The organism is Salipaludibacillus sp. HK11, assembly GCF_047795645.1.
GTDB lineage: Bacteria > Bacillota > Bacilli > Bacillales > Salisediminibacteriaceae > Salipaludibacillus.
In genome coordinates this window covers 4,469,456-4,487,908 of record NZ_CP181045.1, presented here as the reverse complement: position 1 = coordinate 4,487,908, position 18,453 = coordinate 4,469,456, and the positions used below count along the sequence as shown (strand labels likewise).

Below are 18,453 nucleotides of genomic sequence, written 5' to 3'. Positions count from 1 at the left end.
CACCTTATCCTTTCGTAATCGGTGCAAATTTAGCGGCAAGTCGCTTCACCCCAACTTCTGGGAATGCAATGTCTAATTCAACGTTTTCCCCTTCACCTCTCAAACTTACAACCGTTCCTGTGCCCCATTTTTTATGCAAAGCTTTATCGCCAACTCCCCATGCAAATGAGGCTCCTTCTGTCGTAGTGGTTTGCGGTTGCGACACTGTTTTTCTTCTAGGTATTACTGGTTTTGCAGGACTAGTTCCCACTCCATCTCCTGATTTCGCTGGTTTCATCCACACTGGCGCTGGCTGTTGTGAGCTGCCAATCGCTTCAATTAATTCCTCTGGTACTTCGCTCAGAAAGCGTGACGGCGGATTGATGTTTGTCTTACCGTAGAGTGTTCGCATGCGTGCTCGGCTCATATAAAGAAGCTGTTCTGCTCGAGTTATTCCAACATAAGCAAGTCTTCTCTCTTCTTCCATTTCGACTTCTTCCGTTAATGAACGACTATGTGGGAAGATCCCCTCTTCAAGTCCAATAAGGAAAACAAGTGGGAATTCTAGCCCCTTAGCCGAGTGCAGAGTCATGAGTAGAATTTTTTCGCTGGCTTCTTCATTTTCATCTTCCACCTTATCAATATCTGCAATCAACGCTAAATCAGTCAGAAATGCAATTAAGGTTTTATCTTCATTTACATCTTCAAATTCTTTTGCTACTGTTAAAAATTCGTTAATGTTTTCTAGTCGACCTTCTGCTTCAAGACTATTGTCATTTTTAAGCATGTCTCGGTAACCTGTCTTCTCTAGCAACTCTTCGACGAGCTCCATTACAGGAAGGTATTCTTGCATCTCCACCCAGCCACGCAGTTGGTCACCAAATTCCTTTAGCATTTTCGTGAAGCGTCCACTTAATCCGAGTTGATCAATGTTTTGAATCGTTTCAAATAATGAAATGTCGTGACGGTTAGCATAATCTTGTATTTTATCTAACGTTGTATTACCAATTCCACGCTTTGGCACATTAATAATTCTACGCAAACTTATATCATCTGCCGGATTAGCAACAAGCCTCAAATAAGCAAGTAAATCTTTGATTTCTTTTCTATCATAGAACTTTGTCCCTCCAACAATCGTGTAGGACAAATTAGATTTAACAAACAACTCCTCGATGACACGAGACTGTGCATTCGTTCGATAGAGGATCGCTATGTCAGATGCTTTGTATTTACCGCTATCCATATGATCTTTGACTTTCCCAACGACAAATCTAGCTTCATCGTGCTCATTATCTGCCTCATAATAGCTTAATTTTTCGCCATCAATATTTTCTGTCCATAAATTCTTCGGCTTACGCCCCGTGTTTTTATCTATCACTTTATTGGCAGCTTCAAGAATTCGCTTCGTTGATCGATAATTTTGCTCTAACATAACAACAGTCGCATTGGTATAATCTTTTTCAAACGACATGATATTTTGAATATCAGCGCCGCGCCATCGATAAATTGACTGATCAGAGTCTCCAACGACACAAATATTTTTATGGCGATCAGCCATCATCTTTACTAACATGTATTGTGCCCGGTTCGTATCTTGATACTCGTCAACCATCACATAGCGAAAACGTCGTTGGTAGTACTCTAGCACTTCTGGAACGAGTTTAAAAAGTTTAATCGTCGTCATGATCAAATCATCAAAATCTAATGATTGGTTTTTTTTCAACTCTTTTTGGTAAGCTTCGTAAACTTTTAATACGGTTTCGTCATAGTAGCTATTTGCGGTTTTAGCAAAATCTTCCGGTGTTTTTAACTCATTCTTTGCTGAGCTAATTGAACCAAGAATCGTCCGTGGATCAAATTTTTTCGAATCAATATTCATTTCTTTAACAAGGCGCTTGATTACTGTTTTTTGATCAGAAGAATCTAGAATAGTAAAGTTTCGATTATATCCAATTCGATCAATATCTCTTCTGAGAATTCTCACACACATAGAGTGAAATGTGGAAATCCACATTCCTTCTGCTTGTTCTCCGATAATTCTAGCAACACGATTTTTCATTTCTCGAGCGGCTTTGTTCGTAAAGGTAATCGCAAGAATCGACCAATGCGGCACACTCTTTTCTCCAATTAAATAAGCGATTCGGTGCGTTAACACTCTCGTCTTACCACTTCCTGCCCCTGCCATAATGAGGAGTGGCCCTTCCGCATGTTTGACTGCCTCCTGTTGTTCAGGGTTTAAACCTTGCAATAATTCACTCATAATAACACCATCCAAACGTACGTTCTATTTGTTTTTATTTTACTCTTTTTATGTAGTTTTGTACACTTAATTTTTTACTGCTTCAACCGTTTTTATCGCATTTTTTAAATCTTTATAAATGATGTTTCCAACCACAATTGTATCAGCATATTCCGCCATTTCTTCCGCCTGTTCAAGTGACTCAATACCCCCGCCATAAAACAATTGTGATTTTTCAAGTACCCTGCTGACTTTTTTGACGATGTCAGAATCACCATATATTCCACTATATTCCATATAAAAAATTGGCATATGAAAGAGCTTATCTGTCATTCTCGCATAGGCGACAATATCTTCTTCATCTAATTCTGTATCAGCATCCGTTAACTCTGCCACTTTAGAGTTCGGGTTTAGTACACAATAACCTTCTGCTAACACCTCTTCGAAATTGATGAAGTGTCCAAATTCCTTCACAGCACGATGGTGGAGTCCATTCAACCACGTCGTATGACGACTATTTAAAACGGATGGGATTAGATAGTAATCAAATCCCGGCAGAATGGCATGAAGATTGCTCACTTCTAGCACACAAGCGACACTAAAACGTCTCACACGCATCAGTAAATCGAGCGTATTATCTTCTGTCACGCCATCGCTCCCACCAATTATTACTGCATCTGTCCCAGACTCACATATTTGCTCCAATGCCTCTTCAGAAAGAGTTTTATTTGGATCTAACTTAAATACATGGTGCCATTCATTGTACGCTTTCATCATTCTATCTCCAATCATTCATTACGTTAGTTATCTGAGGATTAGTATATCAAAAATCGGAGGCAGTCTCGACAACTTACTTCCTCAATTATGAAAATATCCTTAACTCGTGGCGATAGTTATTCTAATATCAGCATAAGACTATGATATTTGTGCATAGGATGCACATATTTCAGCATACTACCACCAAATTTGTGTAGATAACGTACCAATAGTTCAGATCGACTACCATAATTCAAAAAAAAGAGACCTGAGATCGCCCAGGTCTCCGTACTATTCTTCTGTCTTTCCATGTACCCGGTCCAATGCAAACTTGTAACCGTCGTTGCCATAGTTTATGCAACGTTTCACTCTAGAAATCGTTGCCGTACTTGCACCAGTATCCTTTTCGATTCGCTGGTATGTGTCGCCATCCATAAGCATGCGCGCAACTTCCAACCGTTGCGCCAACGATTGGATTTCGTTCATCGTACAAAGATCGTCGAAGAAAGTATAAGACTCTTCAACATCTTTTAAGCTTAATATTGCTTTAAAAAGTTGGTCTAATTCTTTTCCACGTAATTTATCAATTTGCATGTCATGAAGTCATCCTTTCTTAGTCTTCCTCTTCTTCCTGGAATGACACATCACTATCTATCGATTCCACAAAGTTAATCCATGTTTGACCAGGTAAAAAATGTAGAGGCTCACCTTCTTTGAATGGTAGGATGACACCATCTACGTTTTGCCATTCAGCTTCAATCACATAACCATCCTGTATCAAGTATGCGTTCCCACCTGACTCAATGTCAATATCTCGTCGTCCCTGATCATCAACAACTCGATGGGTGGCACCTACAATAAACAAATTACGAGGTGCAACTGGATTTCCAGTTTCCATATCGTCTACTCTTTCTCCACCAACAGACCGAATATATCCATCAAGATCTTCATCGTACTCAAATGTAACGTTGTTTATAGAACTCCCATAATCAACATGCACTGCTAATGATTCTCTTTCAGATAAAGACGCATCAGCTTCTTCTGTGAAAGGTAGTTCCGGTGGCTTTCGACCTTCTAAATCAAAAGCAATATGTTCCGCTGCTTCCTGTAGATCTTCGTAAGTTGTATACATATTGTGTGGCGCTGATCGTTCACTAGATCTGCTAAAAAATTGTCCATCGTAAGTTAATGCATTTATGTATGGAACTTGTCCCCTATCAACAAGGTCGAAAGCCCCTGGACTTCCTCCTGCCGAAGCATACATCGCATCGTACCCATTATTTAAAAAGATGTAATAGTCTCGCGCACTCCGTACCGGTCCAATTCGTTCTGGCTGCTGACTATGATAGAAAGCAAGCAACCTAGTTATCCGCCCTTCTGATAACACTTCATATACCACATCCGCTTGATACAAACCAGATTGTGGTCGTGCAGAGGAAGAGTTTTCAATCATAATACCAAATGCACGATGATCAACAACATTATCCGTCTCGTCCCCAGTTAACGGATAAACTCCTGCAAACTCTGGCTCTGGATCAGGTTCTGGTTCAACTTCTGGCTCATTATTTTCTTCTTCGACCTGATCTGATTCCTCGTCTACTTCCTCTTCCACAACTTCATTGTCACCACTGCATGCAGCAAATATAAAGAGTAAAAATACTATAAAAATAAATAGAGTGATCTTTGATCGTCCCATTTGATGACATCAACCTCTCATAGCTGTTTCTTTTCTATTTTAACGCATAATCGAGGGAAAGAGTACCCTTTTATTCTTCACATCAAAAATGCCTTTTGGGGTAATTCTTACGAAAGGTAAATGTGTTGCAGATAAGAAAAGCAAGCTATAAATAGGATCTTTGAAGGGATATCCTCGTTCAATTAAAGCATTACGGAGATTTTCTTCTTCCTCAATTAGCCCGTTATTCATCGTTAACGTTGATAACATTCCAGAAATATCCAACGGAATATCTGCTACAATTCCAACTCGATCAACGAGAACTATGCCTCCCTTTTTCCTCTTTAAATGATGAAATGCATCAAGCAAACCTTGTTTACTTTTACCGATCAAAATCAGATCTCCCGTATTCGAGAAAGAGCTTGCAAACCCATAAATTTTTGTGGAGAATCCTTTAATGACTGTTGATACTAGCCATTCCCCATGTTTGTCAATAAGCATCAGAAAACATTCATCATTCTGTTCAGATAGTTCCTCGCAAGTAAGATCATGATTAATTTGGTATGGTTTCATAATCACTTCATTAACCATCTCAAGGCCAAGTGGCATTGAAAAAAGAAAGTCCTTTCTTGTTAAGTCCCAATCCAATTCAAGTGGTAAAAATCCGTATTTTTCCCAATCAAGGGTTATATCTGGAAAACACGGCTGATTATTCCGACGAACCCACAAACCTTTCGCAAGTACGTCTGTTGGTAAAGGATTTTTTTTGCTAGGTAAAAAATTTAGGTTGGCAAGTCTTCCAGGCGCTATCATTCCCATTACGTCGTCCATATGATAATGAGTTGCGACATTAATCGTACACATGTTAATAGCTTCGACTATAGGAACGTCCTCATCTATCGCTAACTTTATTAAATGATCCATAACTCCTCTTTTTAAAAAATGAGGTGGCGAACCATCGGTTGTCATCAAGAGATGATCATATTGTTTAAAACCGATCCCATGTAATTCTTGTAGGATTCGTGGCATATCTGGTCGAATCGAAGAGTATCTTAGTGACGTCGTCATACCCACATCTAAACGATTGAGCACATCATCTCCAGTCATTGATTCATGGTCACCATCAACACCAAAAAGCGCCATCCTCGTAAGTGTTTTTTTCCCCGCTCCTGGTAAATGACCTTCAATAGGTTTCCGAGCTTTTTTTGTTTCAAGCATCCAATGAAGCATGTTATCGTCCCCATTTAATACACTTGGCCAATCGGTTAATTCTCCGCCTTGCACAACATATGGGTGATCAATCCAAGCTTTCATATTAGAACCAGAAAACATATCATGTACGTTTTTAAACTCCGTTTGACCATCATACCGAGCCCACCATAGCATTGTCGCAGGCGTTTTTTGTAAATCATCCACTAAAGAAAACACTCTCTTTTTATCTAAATGAAAAAGAAACATCATATTGTCATTAATAAGTGTCGTTGTCCCTCGTTCTGCTGCATACTTCGCAAACGTAAGGGGATGATATAACTGAAACGGATGAGCATGATGCTCAATATAACCAGGAACAATAAATTGGCCAGTAGCATCAATGACGTCCGTCCCTACTTTGTTTTCTGGCATATCATGGCCCAAATATACAATACGGTCTTCATGAATCCAAATGTTTCCATGCATCCAAATTTTACGATAACTGTTCAAGTATGTTGCGTTAGTTATCACCATCGTTGGAGGAATCATTCCTTGAACAACAGATTGTTGTTCTCGTATTTGTTTCTTTGTCCAGTAAAATTGTTTATCCATCTTTATCACCTATTTCCATGACTTTCGTCAGTAAAATTCATTATGTTTATTTGTTCACATGTCTATCAAAATAATTATGAAGCCAGTTACGCCAATAAAGAAACCGTTTTCATAATTTTAACACATTCCAGTTATACATTGGTAAAGATATTGTTACATTTCCATTAAGAAATATAACAAAATTTTCCTTTTTGTAATCTGAATAAAAGTCAAAGGAGGTTAATTATGATAAAGCCAAATATTGGTACACTTAATGCTTTAATTAGAATTACTTGTGGTTTTACATTATTAGGTTGGGGGACAGCAAAACTTGTCAAAAGATCTCATAACAGTTCCCCGATATTAGCAATGATAATGGGATCAATGAAAGTCGCTGAAGGGATTACCAGGTTTTGTCCGATTGTGTTCATGTATGAGGAGCGCCAGTCGAATAACGACGACTTCACTGAAGAAGCGTTCCCTCCTGTTAATCCATCTTAATGGAAAGGAATGATCCTCAACAATGTGGGAAGTAGCTACTGACTCCGTGTTTTTGTTTCTGTTTTTTTTCGGTAGTATCGTTTTTGGAGCATACTTTTGGGTAAAGTTGAATAAAAAGCGTAAGAAGGAAGAAGATCACGGTGTAAGAGATGAAGTATTAAATAAAAAATAATTGGTTACAGGAATCTGCAACAAAGCCAGATTCCTGTTTTTTACTTTCTAATCTTTAAATTACCTAAAAGAGACCAATTCCTTATTTAACTCTTTCGTTTGTGGATAAACATCTTTGTAAAGTTTGAAAATCTTCTTATACAACGCAACATTTGTTGATGAAGGCGTAAATACATCGCTCTTTTCAACGAACTGATTTGCACACTCTTTTAATGATGGGAACCATCCTAGTCCATACGCTGCAAGCATCGCTGCCCCCATACCAGGTCCCTGCTCATTTTTTAATTTTACGACTTCAGCATTGAAGATATCGGCTTGAATTTGCAGCCACAAATCACTTTTGGCGCCTCCACCAATAGAAATCACTTTGTCTACTATTTTTCCATTCTCCCGAAACACTTCAACCGTTTCATTCAACGAGAATGTAATCCCTTCGATTACTGCTCTCGCAAAATCTCCTAATGTATGACTCGCATGCATACCGATAAAACTACCTCTAATATCAGCATCTGCGTGAGGTGTTCTTTCTCCAACTATGTAAGGAGTAAAGAGCAACCCTTTTGCCCCTTCTGGAGATTCGCTTGCTAAGTTAAGTAGGTCTTCAAACGAAAGATCTGCTGCAAATGTCTCTTTGAACCAACTCAAGCTATAACCTGCCGCTAACGTAACTCCCATTGTATAGAAAGCAGACTCTTCTCCGTGATTAAAGTAGTGAACTTTTCCACCAAAATCTTTGTTGCCTTCTTTTTCATAAGATAATACTACTCCAGATGTTCCGGTACTGCATAAAGTCACACCATCTTCTAAAATCCCTGAACCGATGGCACCGCAAGCATTATCCGCTCCACCTGCAAAAACATCAACCTTAGCTAATCCGCACTGCTCCGCCACATCCGGTAGAACAATACCAACCTTTGTATGGGAAGCGACAAGTGGTGGACACAATGCATAAGGGATACCAACTTTTTCACAAATTTGCTTACTCCATGATTTATCCGCAACATCCAACAGTAACGTGCCTGCCGCATCTGAATATTCCATGTGAAGTTCACCCGTTAATCGGTAACGCAAATAATCTTTTGGGAGAACAAATGATGAAGCTTTTGTAAAAATTTCCGCCTCATTTTTCTTTACCCACAATAATTTCGGCAATGTGAATCCTTCTAAAGCAGGATTTTTCGTTATGCTATGAAGGGATTCAATTCCCACTCTATCCTCAATCTCTCTGCATTCAGCAGTTGTACGCGTGTCATTCCACAATATTGCATGACGAAGCGGTTTTGCCTGTTCATCTAGTAATACAAGACCATGCATTTGACCAGAAAAACTTATACCTTCAATCAGGTTTGCATCTTCGATTTTAGCCGTAAGTTCACTAATTGCAGCAATTGTTTGATTAACCCACTGTTCCGGGTCTTGTTCACTGTATCCTGACTTTTCATGAATCAATGGATATTCTTTCGATGTTTCTTCTACCACATTTCCTTGTTTATTTACGAGTAGCGCTTTGACTGCACTCGTACCTAAGTCAATTCCAATAACATAGCTCATCTATTCTTCCTCCTTTGTTCTCTAACCACTTAATACTAATGTTTCATTTTACCTAAAGATAAAATTGATAAAATCAGACAGTTTTTACAACTGTCTGACCTTTTCAATTCATAAACATGAAGTTATTACTCTGCTGCATACGTAATCAAATATTGATTGATTGTTGCTTTGATTTTTTCTAGACGACCTGATTGATGTTTGATTTGCTGTAAATTTAACGCGTGGTTCTCAAGCTTATGGAAATCTGTTTTGCCTGATACGATATCCAAGCCAACACCTTCAGTAAAGCTCTTATAACGATTATCGATAATATCTTCAAGAACCTTGTCATCATAAAGCTTTTGAGCTACTTTTAGGCCTATTGCGAAAGTATCCATTCCAGAGATATGTGCGTGGAATAAATCTTCTGGCTCAAAAGATCCTCGTCTCACTTTTGCATCGAAGTTTAACCCTCCACGCCCGAGACCGCCGTTCTTAATAACTTCATACATCGCTAATGTTGCCGAATATAGATCTGCTGGGAATTCATCTGTATCCCACCCAAGTAACGGATCACCTTGGTTTGCATCGACAGAACCAAGCATATTGTTAACACGAGCATAGCGAAGTTCGTGCTCAAACGTATGTCCTGCAAGCGTTGCGTGGTTTGCTTCAATATTAAACTTAAAATGATCTTGCAGACCATAGTTTTGTAAAAATGCATGGCCTGTAGCTACATCAAAATCATATTGGTGTGTTGTTGGCTCTTTTGGTTTCGGTTCAATAAGGAATTGCGCATCGAAACCAATCTCCTTCGCGTAATCAACAGCCATGTGGAAGAAACGTCCAAGGTTATCCATCTCTAACTTCATATCCGTGTTAAGCAGCGTTTCGTAACCTTCACGGCCACCCCAAAATACGTAGTTTTCAGCGCCTAATTCTTTCCCAATCTCTAAACCTTTTTTCACTTTTGCAGCCGAATATGCAAAAACATCTGCTTCATTCGAAGATGCTGCACCATGAACAAAACGTGGGTGTGTAAAGTTATTAGCAGTGTTCCAGAGTAACTTAGTATTGCTATCTTTCATATAATCTTTCATCAAACCTACAATAGTATCTAAATTTTGGTTTGTTTCTCTTAAATTGCTTCCTTCTGGAGCAATGTCGACATCATGAAAGCAGAAAAATGGTACATTCAATTTCTCAAAAAATTCGAACGAAGCTTCTAATCGTGCTTTTGCTAAATCCATTCCGGAAAATTTGTCCCAAGGTCGTACCATCGTACCAGCACCAAAAGGATCTGAACCATCCATCGTAAGTGTATGCCAGTAAGCTACACCAAAGCGAAGATATTCCTCCATCGTTTGATTACCAATTTTCTGTTCAGGGTTGTAGAATTTAAATGCATACGGGTTTGTAGATTTCGAACCTTCAAATTTAATTTTGTCAATGTTGTTAAAATAACTCATTTTAAAACCTCCTGATTTTATATTAATAATTGGAAATGAAAGCATTTACTATACATATAATAACAACTCTCGGTAAGTTTGTCCATCGGTCAAACTAAGTTCGTTGTAATTACTAAAAAGTTGAAGTATAATTTACCGAGCAGTCTCAGTTAAATCACACAACATGTGATAAATTCTATTTTCCCGAGGAGAATTTATATGAATATAAACGGCACTATTTACAATATCTTAGAATGGATTACAAAATTTGCTTACATAAACTTGCTATGGATATTATTCACAGTTGTCGGCGGGATTCTTTTAGGTTTCTTCCCTGCTACAATAGCTATGTTTGCAATTATAAGAAAGTGGTTGAGAGGGGACACAGAAATTCGTCTCCTTACAACTTTCTGGAATATCTATAAAAAGGATTTTTGGAAAAGCAATAAATTAGGATTATTCATCTATGCCATTGCATGTCTTGTAGTAATTGATATCTATTTTCTGCAATCTCATATTAATGAACAATTAGTATGGATACAAATTCCACTATTTGCATTTATGTTGCTATTTCTACTATTCCTATTTTATATATTTCCAACCTTTGTACATTTCGATTTGAAAGTGATACAACTTATTAAACAAGCATTCTTGATTATGTTAATAAATCCTGTCCACAATTTCTTAATGCTTGTTACCCTTGGATCCTTGTATATTGTAATGAGTGTAATACCTGCTTTAGCTTTAATTTATGCTGGAAGTTCATATGCATTTATCACAATGTGGATTAGTTTAAAATCCTTTAGCCGAGTGCATAAAAATGAATAAGGTTTCAAGTTCCCACTCACTTCATATATTGAAGTGAGTTTTTTTATCCCTTAACTGCACTTGAAGATATTCCTTCAACTACTTTATTACTAAAGAAGAAAAACGCGATTAGAATTGGTACTACACTAATGATTAGCGTAGCTCCGATTGCTCCCCAATCGGTCATATATTGTCCAACAAAGTTATTTATCCCTACTGTTAATGTTCTGTATTTATCAGAACTTATAAATGTATTGACAAAAACAAATTCATTCCAGTTATAAATCATATTTATGATCGCTGTTGTAGACATAACAGGAACAGTCATTGGTAAAATTATTTTAAAGAACATACGATGAATGGAACACCCATCAATAATCGCAGCTTCTTCAATTTCACGCGGTAATGTATAGTAGAAACCAAGTAAAATCATCATTGTAATCGGAAGGTTATATGCTGTGTATGTGATTACAATTGCCAATGGATTGTCAATTAAACCTACACTTAAAAACATACTGAACAAAGGTATTAATGCAGAGTGTATCGGGATCATCAATCCTACCATGAACAAACCTAATACAAGCCCACTTAGTTTCCAGTGCATTCTAGTGATCGCAAAAGTAGCAAAACTGGCTAAAAGGATTGTTAGGACAATCGATAGTCCCGTTATCCATACACTATTAAAGAAATAAAGGCCGATTCCTCCATCCCAAACAGTTAAATAATTTTGCCATCTAATTTCTGATGGTAGCGCAAATGGAGATCCTGCAAAGATTTCACGATTATCTTTCAGTGAAAATAGGAACAACCAAACGATTGGGAATATCTGGAACAGCGCTACAAGTCCGAGACAAAGATATAAAATGAAGTAACTTACGCGCCCCATAGTATAATCCTCCTTTAGTATTGAATTTCTTCTTTCGTAGCCGTTGCTTTTCTAATAATAATTGTAACAATCAGTGTGATGACCAATAATAAAAACCCGATTGCACTTCCATAACCAAAGTCACGGTTTGCGAATGCAAGTTTATACATGTACGATGCCATTACCTCACTAGCTCCGTTTGGCCCGCCGCCTGTCATTACATAGATAAGATCAAAGTATTTTAGAGAACCGACAACTGCTAACACAATTGTAACTTTTACGACGCCCATAATTAGTGGCAACTTGATTTTATATGCGATTTGAACAGGAGTAGCTCCATCAATCTTTGCAGCTTCAACAATTGACTCTGGAATATTCTTCAATGCAGCATAATAAATCAAAATATAAAACCCTGCATATTGCCATAGGATTGGTATAAATATGGCATATAAAACTAGCGATGAGTCCGCCAACCAAGCTGGTGGATTGTCAAAACCAATCGATCTGAGTACATGGTTCAACATCCCGTTTGAAGGATTATATATCTTAATCCAAAGTTGCGCGATAGCAACTGATGAAAGAAGCATTGGAATTAAATATAGCTTCCTTAATAAGTCTGCTCCTTTTATTTTAGAAGCTAATATAAGTGAAACCGACAAATAAAGGATCAAACTAAGTGTTGAAAACAAGGCTAATAAAAAGGAATGGAATGCACTATTCCAAAAAAGTCCATCTTGGATTCCCCTGATGTAATTTTCGAGCCCAATAAACTCCATTGTCCCGATACCATCCCAATCCATAAGTCCATAATATCCTGTCAGGACTAATGGGATGAATATCATGACACCTACTAATAAGAGGGCTGGAAGAACATACAAGGCTATAATCCACTTATTGGACATTACTTTATTCATATAATTCAACCCCATATCATAAAAAGATTCAAAATCACGAACTTTTTTAAGTACGTTTACGATGATTTTTTCTTAAACTATTTATTAACTCCGAACAGAATGTATTTTAAGAAGAAAAGGACAATCCAGATATAAGGATATGCCCTTTCCCCTCCTAAATAAGCTATAAGCTTATATACATTATTCTTCTTCTGCAAGTGCCTCTTCATGAAGTTCTGCAAACTCTTCTGGAGTTATTTCTCCTCCAAATAGTGCTTGAATCGCATCTAAGTGCACACTAGCAGCGGCAGGACTCATTTGAACATCTGCGAATAAAGTCAAGTTTGTTGCTGAATCTAAGTCGGCTAATACATCCAAATACATTTCCGGAAGTTCAACAGCCTCAGTATCAACAATTGTAGCTGGGATTACGCCTGCTTCTTGAACAGATCTCTCTCCCCATTCTTGTACAAAGTAAGAAGAAAATTCTTTCGCTTCTTCTTTCACATCTGAGTCTTCAGAAACAAACAATCCAACACCAGGTCCACCTACCATACTGTTCATATCACCTTCGCCACCAACTGTTGGAAACTTAAAGTAATCGATTGAGTCTCTGAATTCCTGTGGAACGTCTTCGTTTGTTGTATAGTTCGGTAAGTCCCAAGTTGCAATTAGGTACATTCCAGTTTGTTCGTTCATAAACATACTCTTAGCTTCTTCATCTGCAAGACCATTAAATCCGTTGATGAATGCACCGTTATCTACCATTCTTTGCACTTCTTCAGCAGCCTGAATAAGAGCTGGATCTTCAAATGAACCTTCACGAGTAATCGCTTCAGTTAATTTATCATCTTCACCACTGATACGATCAGCTAAATACATGTACCACAATGAACCAGTCCAACGATCTCTGTTTCCTAGGGCAATTGGCTCTATGCCAGCATCATTTAACGTGTCAACGATATGGTCTAATTCATCCATTGTTTCAGGAGCTTCTAAACCATGCTCATCGAAGATAGCTTTATTGTAGAACACATAAGCAGCATTTAACTCGAGAGGTAATCCGTAGTTATTTCCATCCCACTCATAAGCTTCAGCAGTACCTGCTACGAATTCTCCTGCTAAATCACCTTCAACTAGATCGTTAAGCGGAGCAAACATATTACCCTCTACGAACGGCTCTAAGTAACCAGCCGGCCATGTCATACCTACATCAGGTAATTCATTTGAAGATCCGAGGATCGTCATTTGATCTTTATATTGTTCATTACTCATTACATCAACATCAACAGTAATGTTTGGGTTTGCTGATTCAAAGTCAGCAACAATATCTTCTACAATTGCATAGTGCTCTGCAGAACTACCTTGCGGCCAAAGGTGCATGAAATCTATTACTTTTTCTTCTCCATCACCAGCATTCGCTTCATTACCTGCATTGTTTTCTACGTTGTTCTCAACATTATTATCTCCGGTATTATCTCCGATATTGTTATTTTCCTCTCCGTCTCCACACGCCGTAATTAATAAAGCGGATGACAAACCAGCAACCATAACTGTAATCGCTTTCTTCTTCAACAATTGTATTACCCCCTAATAAAATTTAATTTAGAACTTCTTAATAAGCTCAATAACAGAATAACATAAATTACTTAGTTAGTCCAGTGGATGAACTAAGTTTTTGCTATATTTTTTCAGATGTTACAAGAAAGTGAAAAGGGATGTTATCGTGACGATACAGTGACCCATCCCCTTTCGTCATTACTTGTTACAAATCAATCTCTGCTTACTTTTTACTACTCCTCGTCTTTATATACAAAGTAATCAAAATCGGCATGTAATTTTCTACCGGAAGTATCTTGACACTGCATTCCTACAAAGGCACCAGTGAAGAATCCACCACCTTGAATATAGTCATCAGACAGTTTATACGAATAGAAGTCAATTGGAATCACAAGCCAGTTTTCACCGTCAAATGAATATGAATACTGATAAACATTTGTTTTTACAGTTACACGAAGATAAACATATTCTACTGTTTCAGGAATGTCAATTTCTTTTCCTTGAATTGGTTGGTCAAAAGTAAAATTATCACATGTTGTCAGTTCAAGGACTTTCCCTTTCTCTTCATTCCATGTAATTTGGAATGCCGTCCAGTTTTCCGTATTGTAATAATTCACTAATCCTGCTGCTTGTTGAAATGATTCAGGGTTGAAAGCAACTTTCGTTTCAGCAGTAAACTTAAAATGTTGCCAGCGCCTAGCTATAAAAGCTTGCGTGAATTTTGATGATAAAGATTCTCTCCCGTATATACGTAGGTGACCTGGATTGTCATTCAAGGAGACAATTTCTTCTCCTAACGGAATTCGTAATGATTGAAAATTTGCATTAAGTAACCTTTGATCAAAGTCATCTTTTACTAGGTAATCTTTCTCCCATTTTACTTCTTCCATTTTAGGTCCTTCTATTTCTAAAGAAGGCTGGTTGCCGCCAACTACGTATGGCCAATCATTTTTCCACTCTACTCTTTGAATTGCAGTTTCCCTCCCCAGTGGGCAGAATCCTCGAGGGTCCAATAACGGTTGTCCTTCCTTTGGAAGCGGTCGGCCCGTTAGATGAACTAAAAACCATTCATTTGTATGCGTTTTCACTATTGAAGCATGTCCTGCTTTCTGCAGAGGATTTCGTGGATATGGCCAAGATGTAATTAGTGGATTTTCAGGATGAACCTCATATGGTCCTGATAAATCTTTAGAACGAGCGATTGTTGCAGCATGATCATATTTTGTACCACCTTCTGCAGTTAAAAGGTAATAATACCCGTTCATCTTATATAGATGTGGCGCCTCTGTTAACTTAATATCTGTTCCTTTGAAAATAATATTCGTATTTCCAATTAACTGTTGTTCTTCCGGACAAAACTCTTGTAACACGATTCCATAAAAGTTATGATGACCTACTCGATGATCCCATAACATATTCACTAAATATTTTTTACCATCATCATCATGGAATAAAGATGGATCAAATCCGGAACTATTTAAATAAGTAGGTTCGGACCAATCACCTTCAATTGTGTCACACGTAACGAGATAATTATGTGAATCTTTCCACTGTCCATCAGTTACTTTGACATCGGAATAAATAAGCCAAAATTTCCCTTCGCTATAAGAAAGTTGTGGTGCCCAAACCCCACCTGAATCCGGATTCCCAGTCATATTCAACTGGCTCAACCTCTTCAAAGGCCGGTTAGCTAATCGCCAATTTTTTAGGTCTTTCGAATGATAAATGCCTACACCTGGAAACCACTCGAATGTGGATACAGCAATGTAATAGTCTTCACCGACACGACAAATACTTGGATCTGGATTAAATCCTGTTAATATTGGATTTTGTATTGTTGACATTTTATTCACCTCTTCAATTAGATTTATATGCTTTGCCATTCCTAGCAATTTCCTTGCTTTACTGTATCTGCAACGTTGTTTCATTTTAGTCTAAACAAGCTCCTAAATTTACCCTTACTCTAAATTAACTTCCCGTCGATTCAATGAAATCATTGGTGTATTTTATCAAAACTAAACAATGCCTTAATGACCACCCACTTTGTTTATCGATTAGACTAAGATGCTTTAATTTTAGTTTATTTATTTTTAATTGTAAAGAGTTAACTATGTTATATTCTCCTTCCCGATGTTTCTGCTTATAATTAAATACTGCACAAGTGACAACCACTTGTGCAGTATACGCGCGTTTATTACAGAAGCTTTTAGCTGTTGATGTGTCTATGGGAGCTTGAGACGAAGGGGCCATGCTAGACACTTGGAACAAATTATACTTTTTCATTATTAAACAATTGTTCCGATCTATTACACACCTGAGTAAGCCATAAATCCACCATCTACGGGAACGCAAATTCCTGTCACAAACTGACTATACTCTTCATCTATTAACCATAAGACAGTTCCGTGTAAATCTTCTGGTTTCCCAAGTCTTTCCATTGGTGTATGGTCTATAATTTTTTGTGAGCGCGGTGTGTATGATCCATCCTCATTTGTTAGTAGTTTTCGATTCTGTTCAGTAAGAAAAAAACCAGGTGCGATCGCATTAACTCGAATGCCAGTACCAGCGAAATGTACAGCTAACCACTGTGTAAAGTTATTTATCGCTGCTTTTGCGGCACTGTAAGCAGGAACCTTTGTCATAGGTGAAGGCGCACTCATCGATGAGATGTTTATAATTGTCCCCTGATTTTCGAGCATCCTTTTCGAAAAAATCTGGCTCGGAATAAGCGAACCAATCATATTTAACTGAAACACATAATCAAAGCCTTCTGTAGTTAAATCGAAAAAACTGACCGCTTCATTGTCCAATTGATCCTCTTTTCTAAACACTTCATTCGTTGTTGATCCTTTCGGGTGATTACCACCAGCACCATTAATCAACACGTTGACTTGGCCAAACTTTTCCATGACAATCCTATCTGCCTCTTCAACGCTTGAACGATCTGTAACATCACAACTGATCGCAATCGCTTCTCCACCATTTTCTACAATTTCATTGGATACAGCTTGTGCTTTTTGCAATGTTCGGTTTAAAACCGCCACTTTCATTCCTTGATTTGCAAGTTTTTTGGCCATGGACCCACAAAGGACGCCACCCCCTCCAGTTATTACTGCGACTTTATTTTTAAGATTCGAGTGTTTTGTTTCCATTCACTACCATTCCTTCCTTAGCTTTTTTCGATAAACAATCCCAAATACCATGCAAGTACATAATTCCTAGCGCACGGTCATAGAGGCCATAACCTGGACGAGCTTGTTCGTCCCAGATCATCCGTCCATGATCAGGTCGAACATATCCAGTAAAATTTGCTTCATGCAGTACTTTCACAATTTCACAAATATTAAGCGACCCTTCTGAATTACGGTGAGAAGTTTCATAAAAATCACCATTTTCAAGAACCTTTACATTACGAATATGAACAAATGGAACACGCCCTATTTCCACAAACCTTTTAAATATCTCCGGAATATTATTATTTCGATTTGCCCCCAATGAACCTGAGCATAAAGTTAAACCGTTAGCAGGACGATCAACCAATTGAAGAATTCTTGCTAAATTATCTTGATTCGTCACAATTCTTGGTAACCCAAAAACAGACCAAGGTGGATCATCAGGATGAATTGCCATTTTAATATTACATGCTTCAGCTACTGGAATCACTTTTTCGAGAAAATATTGAAGATTATTGAATAAATCTTCTTCTGTCACATCTTTATACTGTTCAAATAAGTGACTAATCGTTTTTAAGCGTTCCGGCTCCCAACCTGGCATAGAATAGCCGTTTGCACTTTCCGCAATTTGTTTCACAACATCTTGAGGTTGCAAGTCATCTATTTTATTTTTTTCATAGGAGAGTACTGTCGAACCATCGGGCAGTTCTTTAGCGAGTTCAGAGCGAGTCCAGTCAAACACTGGCATAAAATTATAACAAATAACTTTCACACCGAATTGAGATAAATTTCGAATTGTCTCTATATAATTTTCAATATACTTTTCTCTCGAAGGTAATCCTAATTTTATATCTTCATGGACATTGACACTTTCGATGACTTCAAGCTTCAATCCACTCTCAGTCACTTCGTCATGCAATTCTTTGATTCTTCCAGCAGGCCAAACTTCTCCGGCTGGAATATCAAAAATCGCACCTACTATCCCTGTAACACCTGGTATTTGTTTTATATGTCTTAAGGAAACACTGTCATCCATGCTCCCGAACCATCGGAATGTCATTTGCATCCTCATTG

15 protein-coding genes are annotated in these 18,453 nt (G+C 37.9%); 2 read left to right on the top strand and 13 right to left on the bottom strand.

Annotated features, from left to right (window positions below):
- Positions 1 to 4 precede the first annotated feature (4 nt).
- The 5 genes from pcrA to ACM26V_RS21245 all read right to left on the bottom strand — a co-directional run bounded on the left by pcrA (position 5) and on the right by ACM26V_RS21245 (position 6,452).
- Complete coding sequence (gene pcrA / locus ACM26V_RS21265) at positions 5 to 2,239, bottom strand: DNA helicase PcrA (protein WP_416148769.1); 2,235 nt, start codon at positions 2,237 to 2,239, stop codon at positions 5 to 7.
- Between the two features lie 66 nt (positions 2,240 to 2,305).
- On the bottom strand, positions 2,306 to 2,992 hold the full coding sequence (locus ACM26V_RS21260; RefSeq protein WP_416151938.1) for a heptaprenylglyceryl phosphate synthase: 687 nt from the start codon (positions 2,990 to 2,992) through the stop codon (positions 2,306 to 2,308).
- A gap of 273 nt (positions 2,993 to 3,265) precedes the next feature.
- The gene (locus tag ACM26V_RS21255; protein WP_416148768.1) at positions 3,266 to 3,568 is read right to left on the bottom strand and encodes a YerC/YecD family TrpR-related protein; all 303 of its coding nucleotides are present in this window, start codon (positions 3,566 to 3,568) and stop codon (positions 3,266 to 3,268) included.
- A gap of 19 nt (positions 3,569 to 3,587) precedes the next feature.
- Positions 3,588 to 4,670: a DUF3048 domain-containing protein gene (locus tag ACM26V_RS21250; protein WP_416148767.1), complete on the bottom strand. Its 1,083-nt coding sequence runs from the start codon at positions 4,668 to 4,670 to the stop codon at positions 3,588 to 3,590.
- Positions 4,671 to 4,709: 39 nt separating this feature from the next.
- Positions 4,710 to 6,452, bottom strand: coding sequence for an adenine deaminase C-terminal domain-containing protein (locus ACM26V_RS21245; RefSeq protein ID WP_416148766.1), 1,743 nt, complete (start codon positions 6,450 to 6,452; stop codon positions 4,710 to 4,712).
- Between the two features lie 228 nt (positions 6,453 to 6,680).
- Between ACM26V_RS21245 and ACM26V_RS21240 the strand changes: the two genes are divergently transcribed.
- Entirely contained in the window at positions 6,681 to 6,932 is a 252-nt protein-coding gene (locus ACM26V_RS21240; protein WP_416151937.1) for a DUF2892 domain-containing protein, read from the top strand.
- Between the two features lie 231 nt (positions 6,933 to 7,163).
- Here the strand turns inward: ACM26V_RS21240 and xylB are convergent, their stop codons facing one another.
- Together xylB and xylA are read right to left on the bottom strand one after the other, a co-directional pair.
- Positions 7,164 to 8,654 carry a xylulokinase gene (xylB, locus tag ACM26V_RS21235; protein ID WP_416148765.1) on the bottom strand — a complete coding sequence of 497 codons (1,491 nt, stop codon included), beginning with the start codon at positions 8,652 to 8,654 and terminating at the stop codon, positions 7,164 to 7,166.
- Between the two features lie 125 nt (positions 8,655 to 8,779).
- On the bottom strand, positions 8,780 to 10,102 hold the full coding sequence (xylA, locus tag ACM26V_RS21230) for a xylose isomerase (protein WP_416148764.1): 1,323 nt from the start codon (positions 10,100 to 10,102) through the stop codon (positions 8,780 to 8,782).
- 198 nt (positions 10,103 to 10,300) lie between these two features.
- Here xylA and ACM26V_RS21225 point away from each other — a divergent pair, with 198 nt between their 5' ends.
- A complete protein-coding gene (locus ACM26V_RS21225) occupies positions 10,301 to 10,909 on the top strand; it encodes a YesL family protein (RefSeq protein ID WP_416148763.1) in 609 nt (202 codons plus the stop codon).
- 43 nt (positions 10,910 to 10,952) lie between these two features.
- Here the strand turns inward: ACM26V_RS21225 and ACM26V_RS21220 are convergent, their stop codons facing one another.
- The 6 genes from ACM26V_RS21220 to uxuA form a co-directional block, all read right to left on the bottom strand.
- The gene (locus ACM26V_RS21220) at positions 10,953 to 11,774 is read right to left on the bottom strand and encodes a carbohydrate ABC transporter permease (protein ID WP_416148762.1); all 822 of its coding nucleotides are present in this window, start codon (positions 11,772 to 11,774) and stop codon (positions 10,953 to 10,955) included.
- A 14-nt stretch (positions 11,775 to 11,788) separates the two neighbouring features.
- Complete coding sequence (locus tag ACM26V_RS21215; protein ID WP_416148761.1) at positions 11,789 to 12,667, bottom strand: carbohydrate ABC transporter permease; 879 nt, start codon at positions 12,665 to 12,667, stop codon at positions 11,789 to 11,791.
- 180 nt (positions 12,668 to 12,847) lie between these two features.
- Positions 12,848 to 14,224 (bottom strand): extracellular solute-binding protein, encoded by a 1,377-nt coding sequence (locus tag ACM26V_RS21210; protein WP_416148760.1) that lies wholly within the window; start codon positions 14,222 to 14,224, stop codon positions 12,848 to 12,850.
- 215 nt (positions 14,225 to 14,439) lie between these two features.
- Positions 14,440 to 16,050 carry a glycoside hydrolase family 43 protein gene (locus ACM26V_RS21205; RefSeq protein ID WP_416148759.1) on the bottom strand — a complete coding sequence of 537 codons (1,611 nt, stop codon included), beginning with the start codon at positions 16,048 to 16,050 and terminating at the stop codon, positions 14,440 to 14,442.
- Between the two features lie 462 nt (positions 16,051 to 16,512).
- Positions 16,513 to 17,358 carry an SDR family oxidoreductase gene (locus tag ACM26V_RS21200; protein ID WP_416148758.1) on the bottom strand — a complete coding sequence of 282 codons (846 nt, stop codon included), beginning with the start codon at positions 17,356 to 17,358 and terminating at the stop codon, positions 16,513 to 16,515.
- Positions 17,333 to 18,445 carry a mannonate dehydratase gene (uxuA, locus tag ACM26V_RS21195; protein WP_416148757.1) on the bottom strand — a complete coding sequence of 371 codons (1,113 nt, stop codon included), beginning with the start codon at positions 18,443 to 18,445 and terminating at the stop codon, positions 17,333 to 17,335. The genes ACM26V_RS21200 and uxuA overlap by 26 nt, the downstream gene beginning before the upstream one ends.
- Positions 18,446 to 18,453 lie beyond the last annotated feature (8 nt).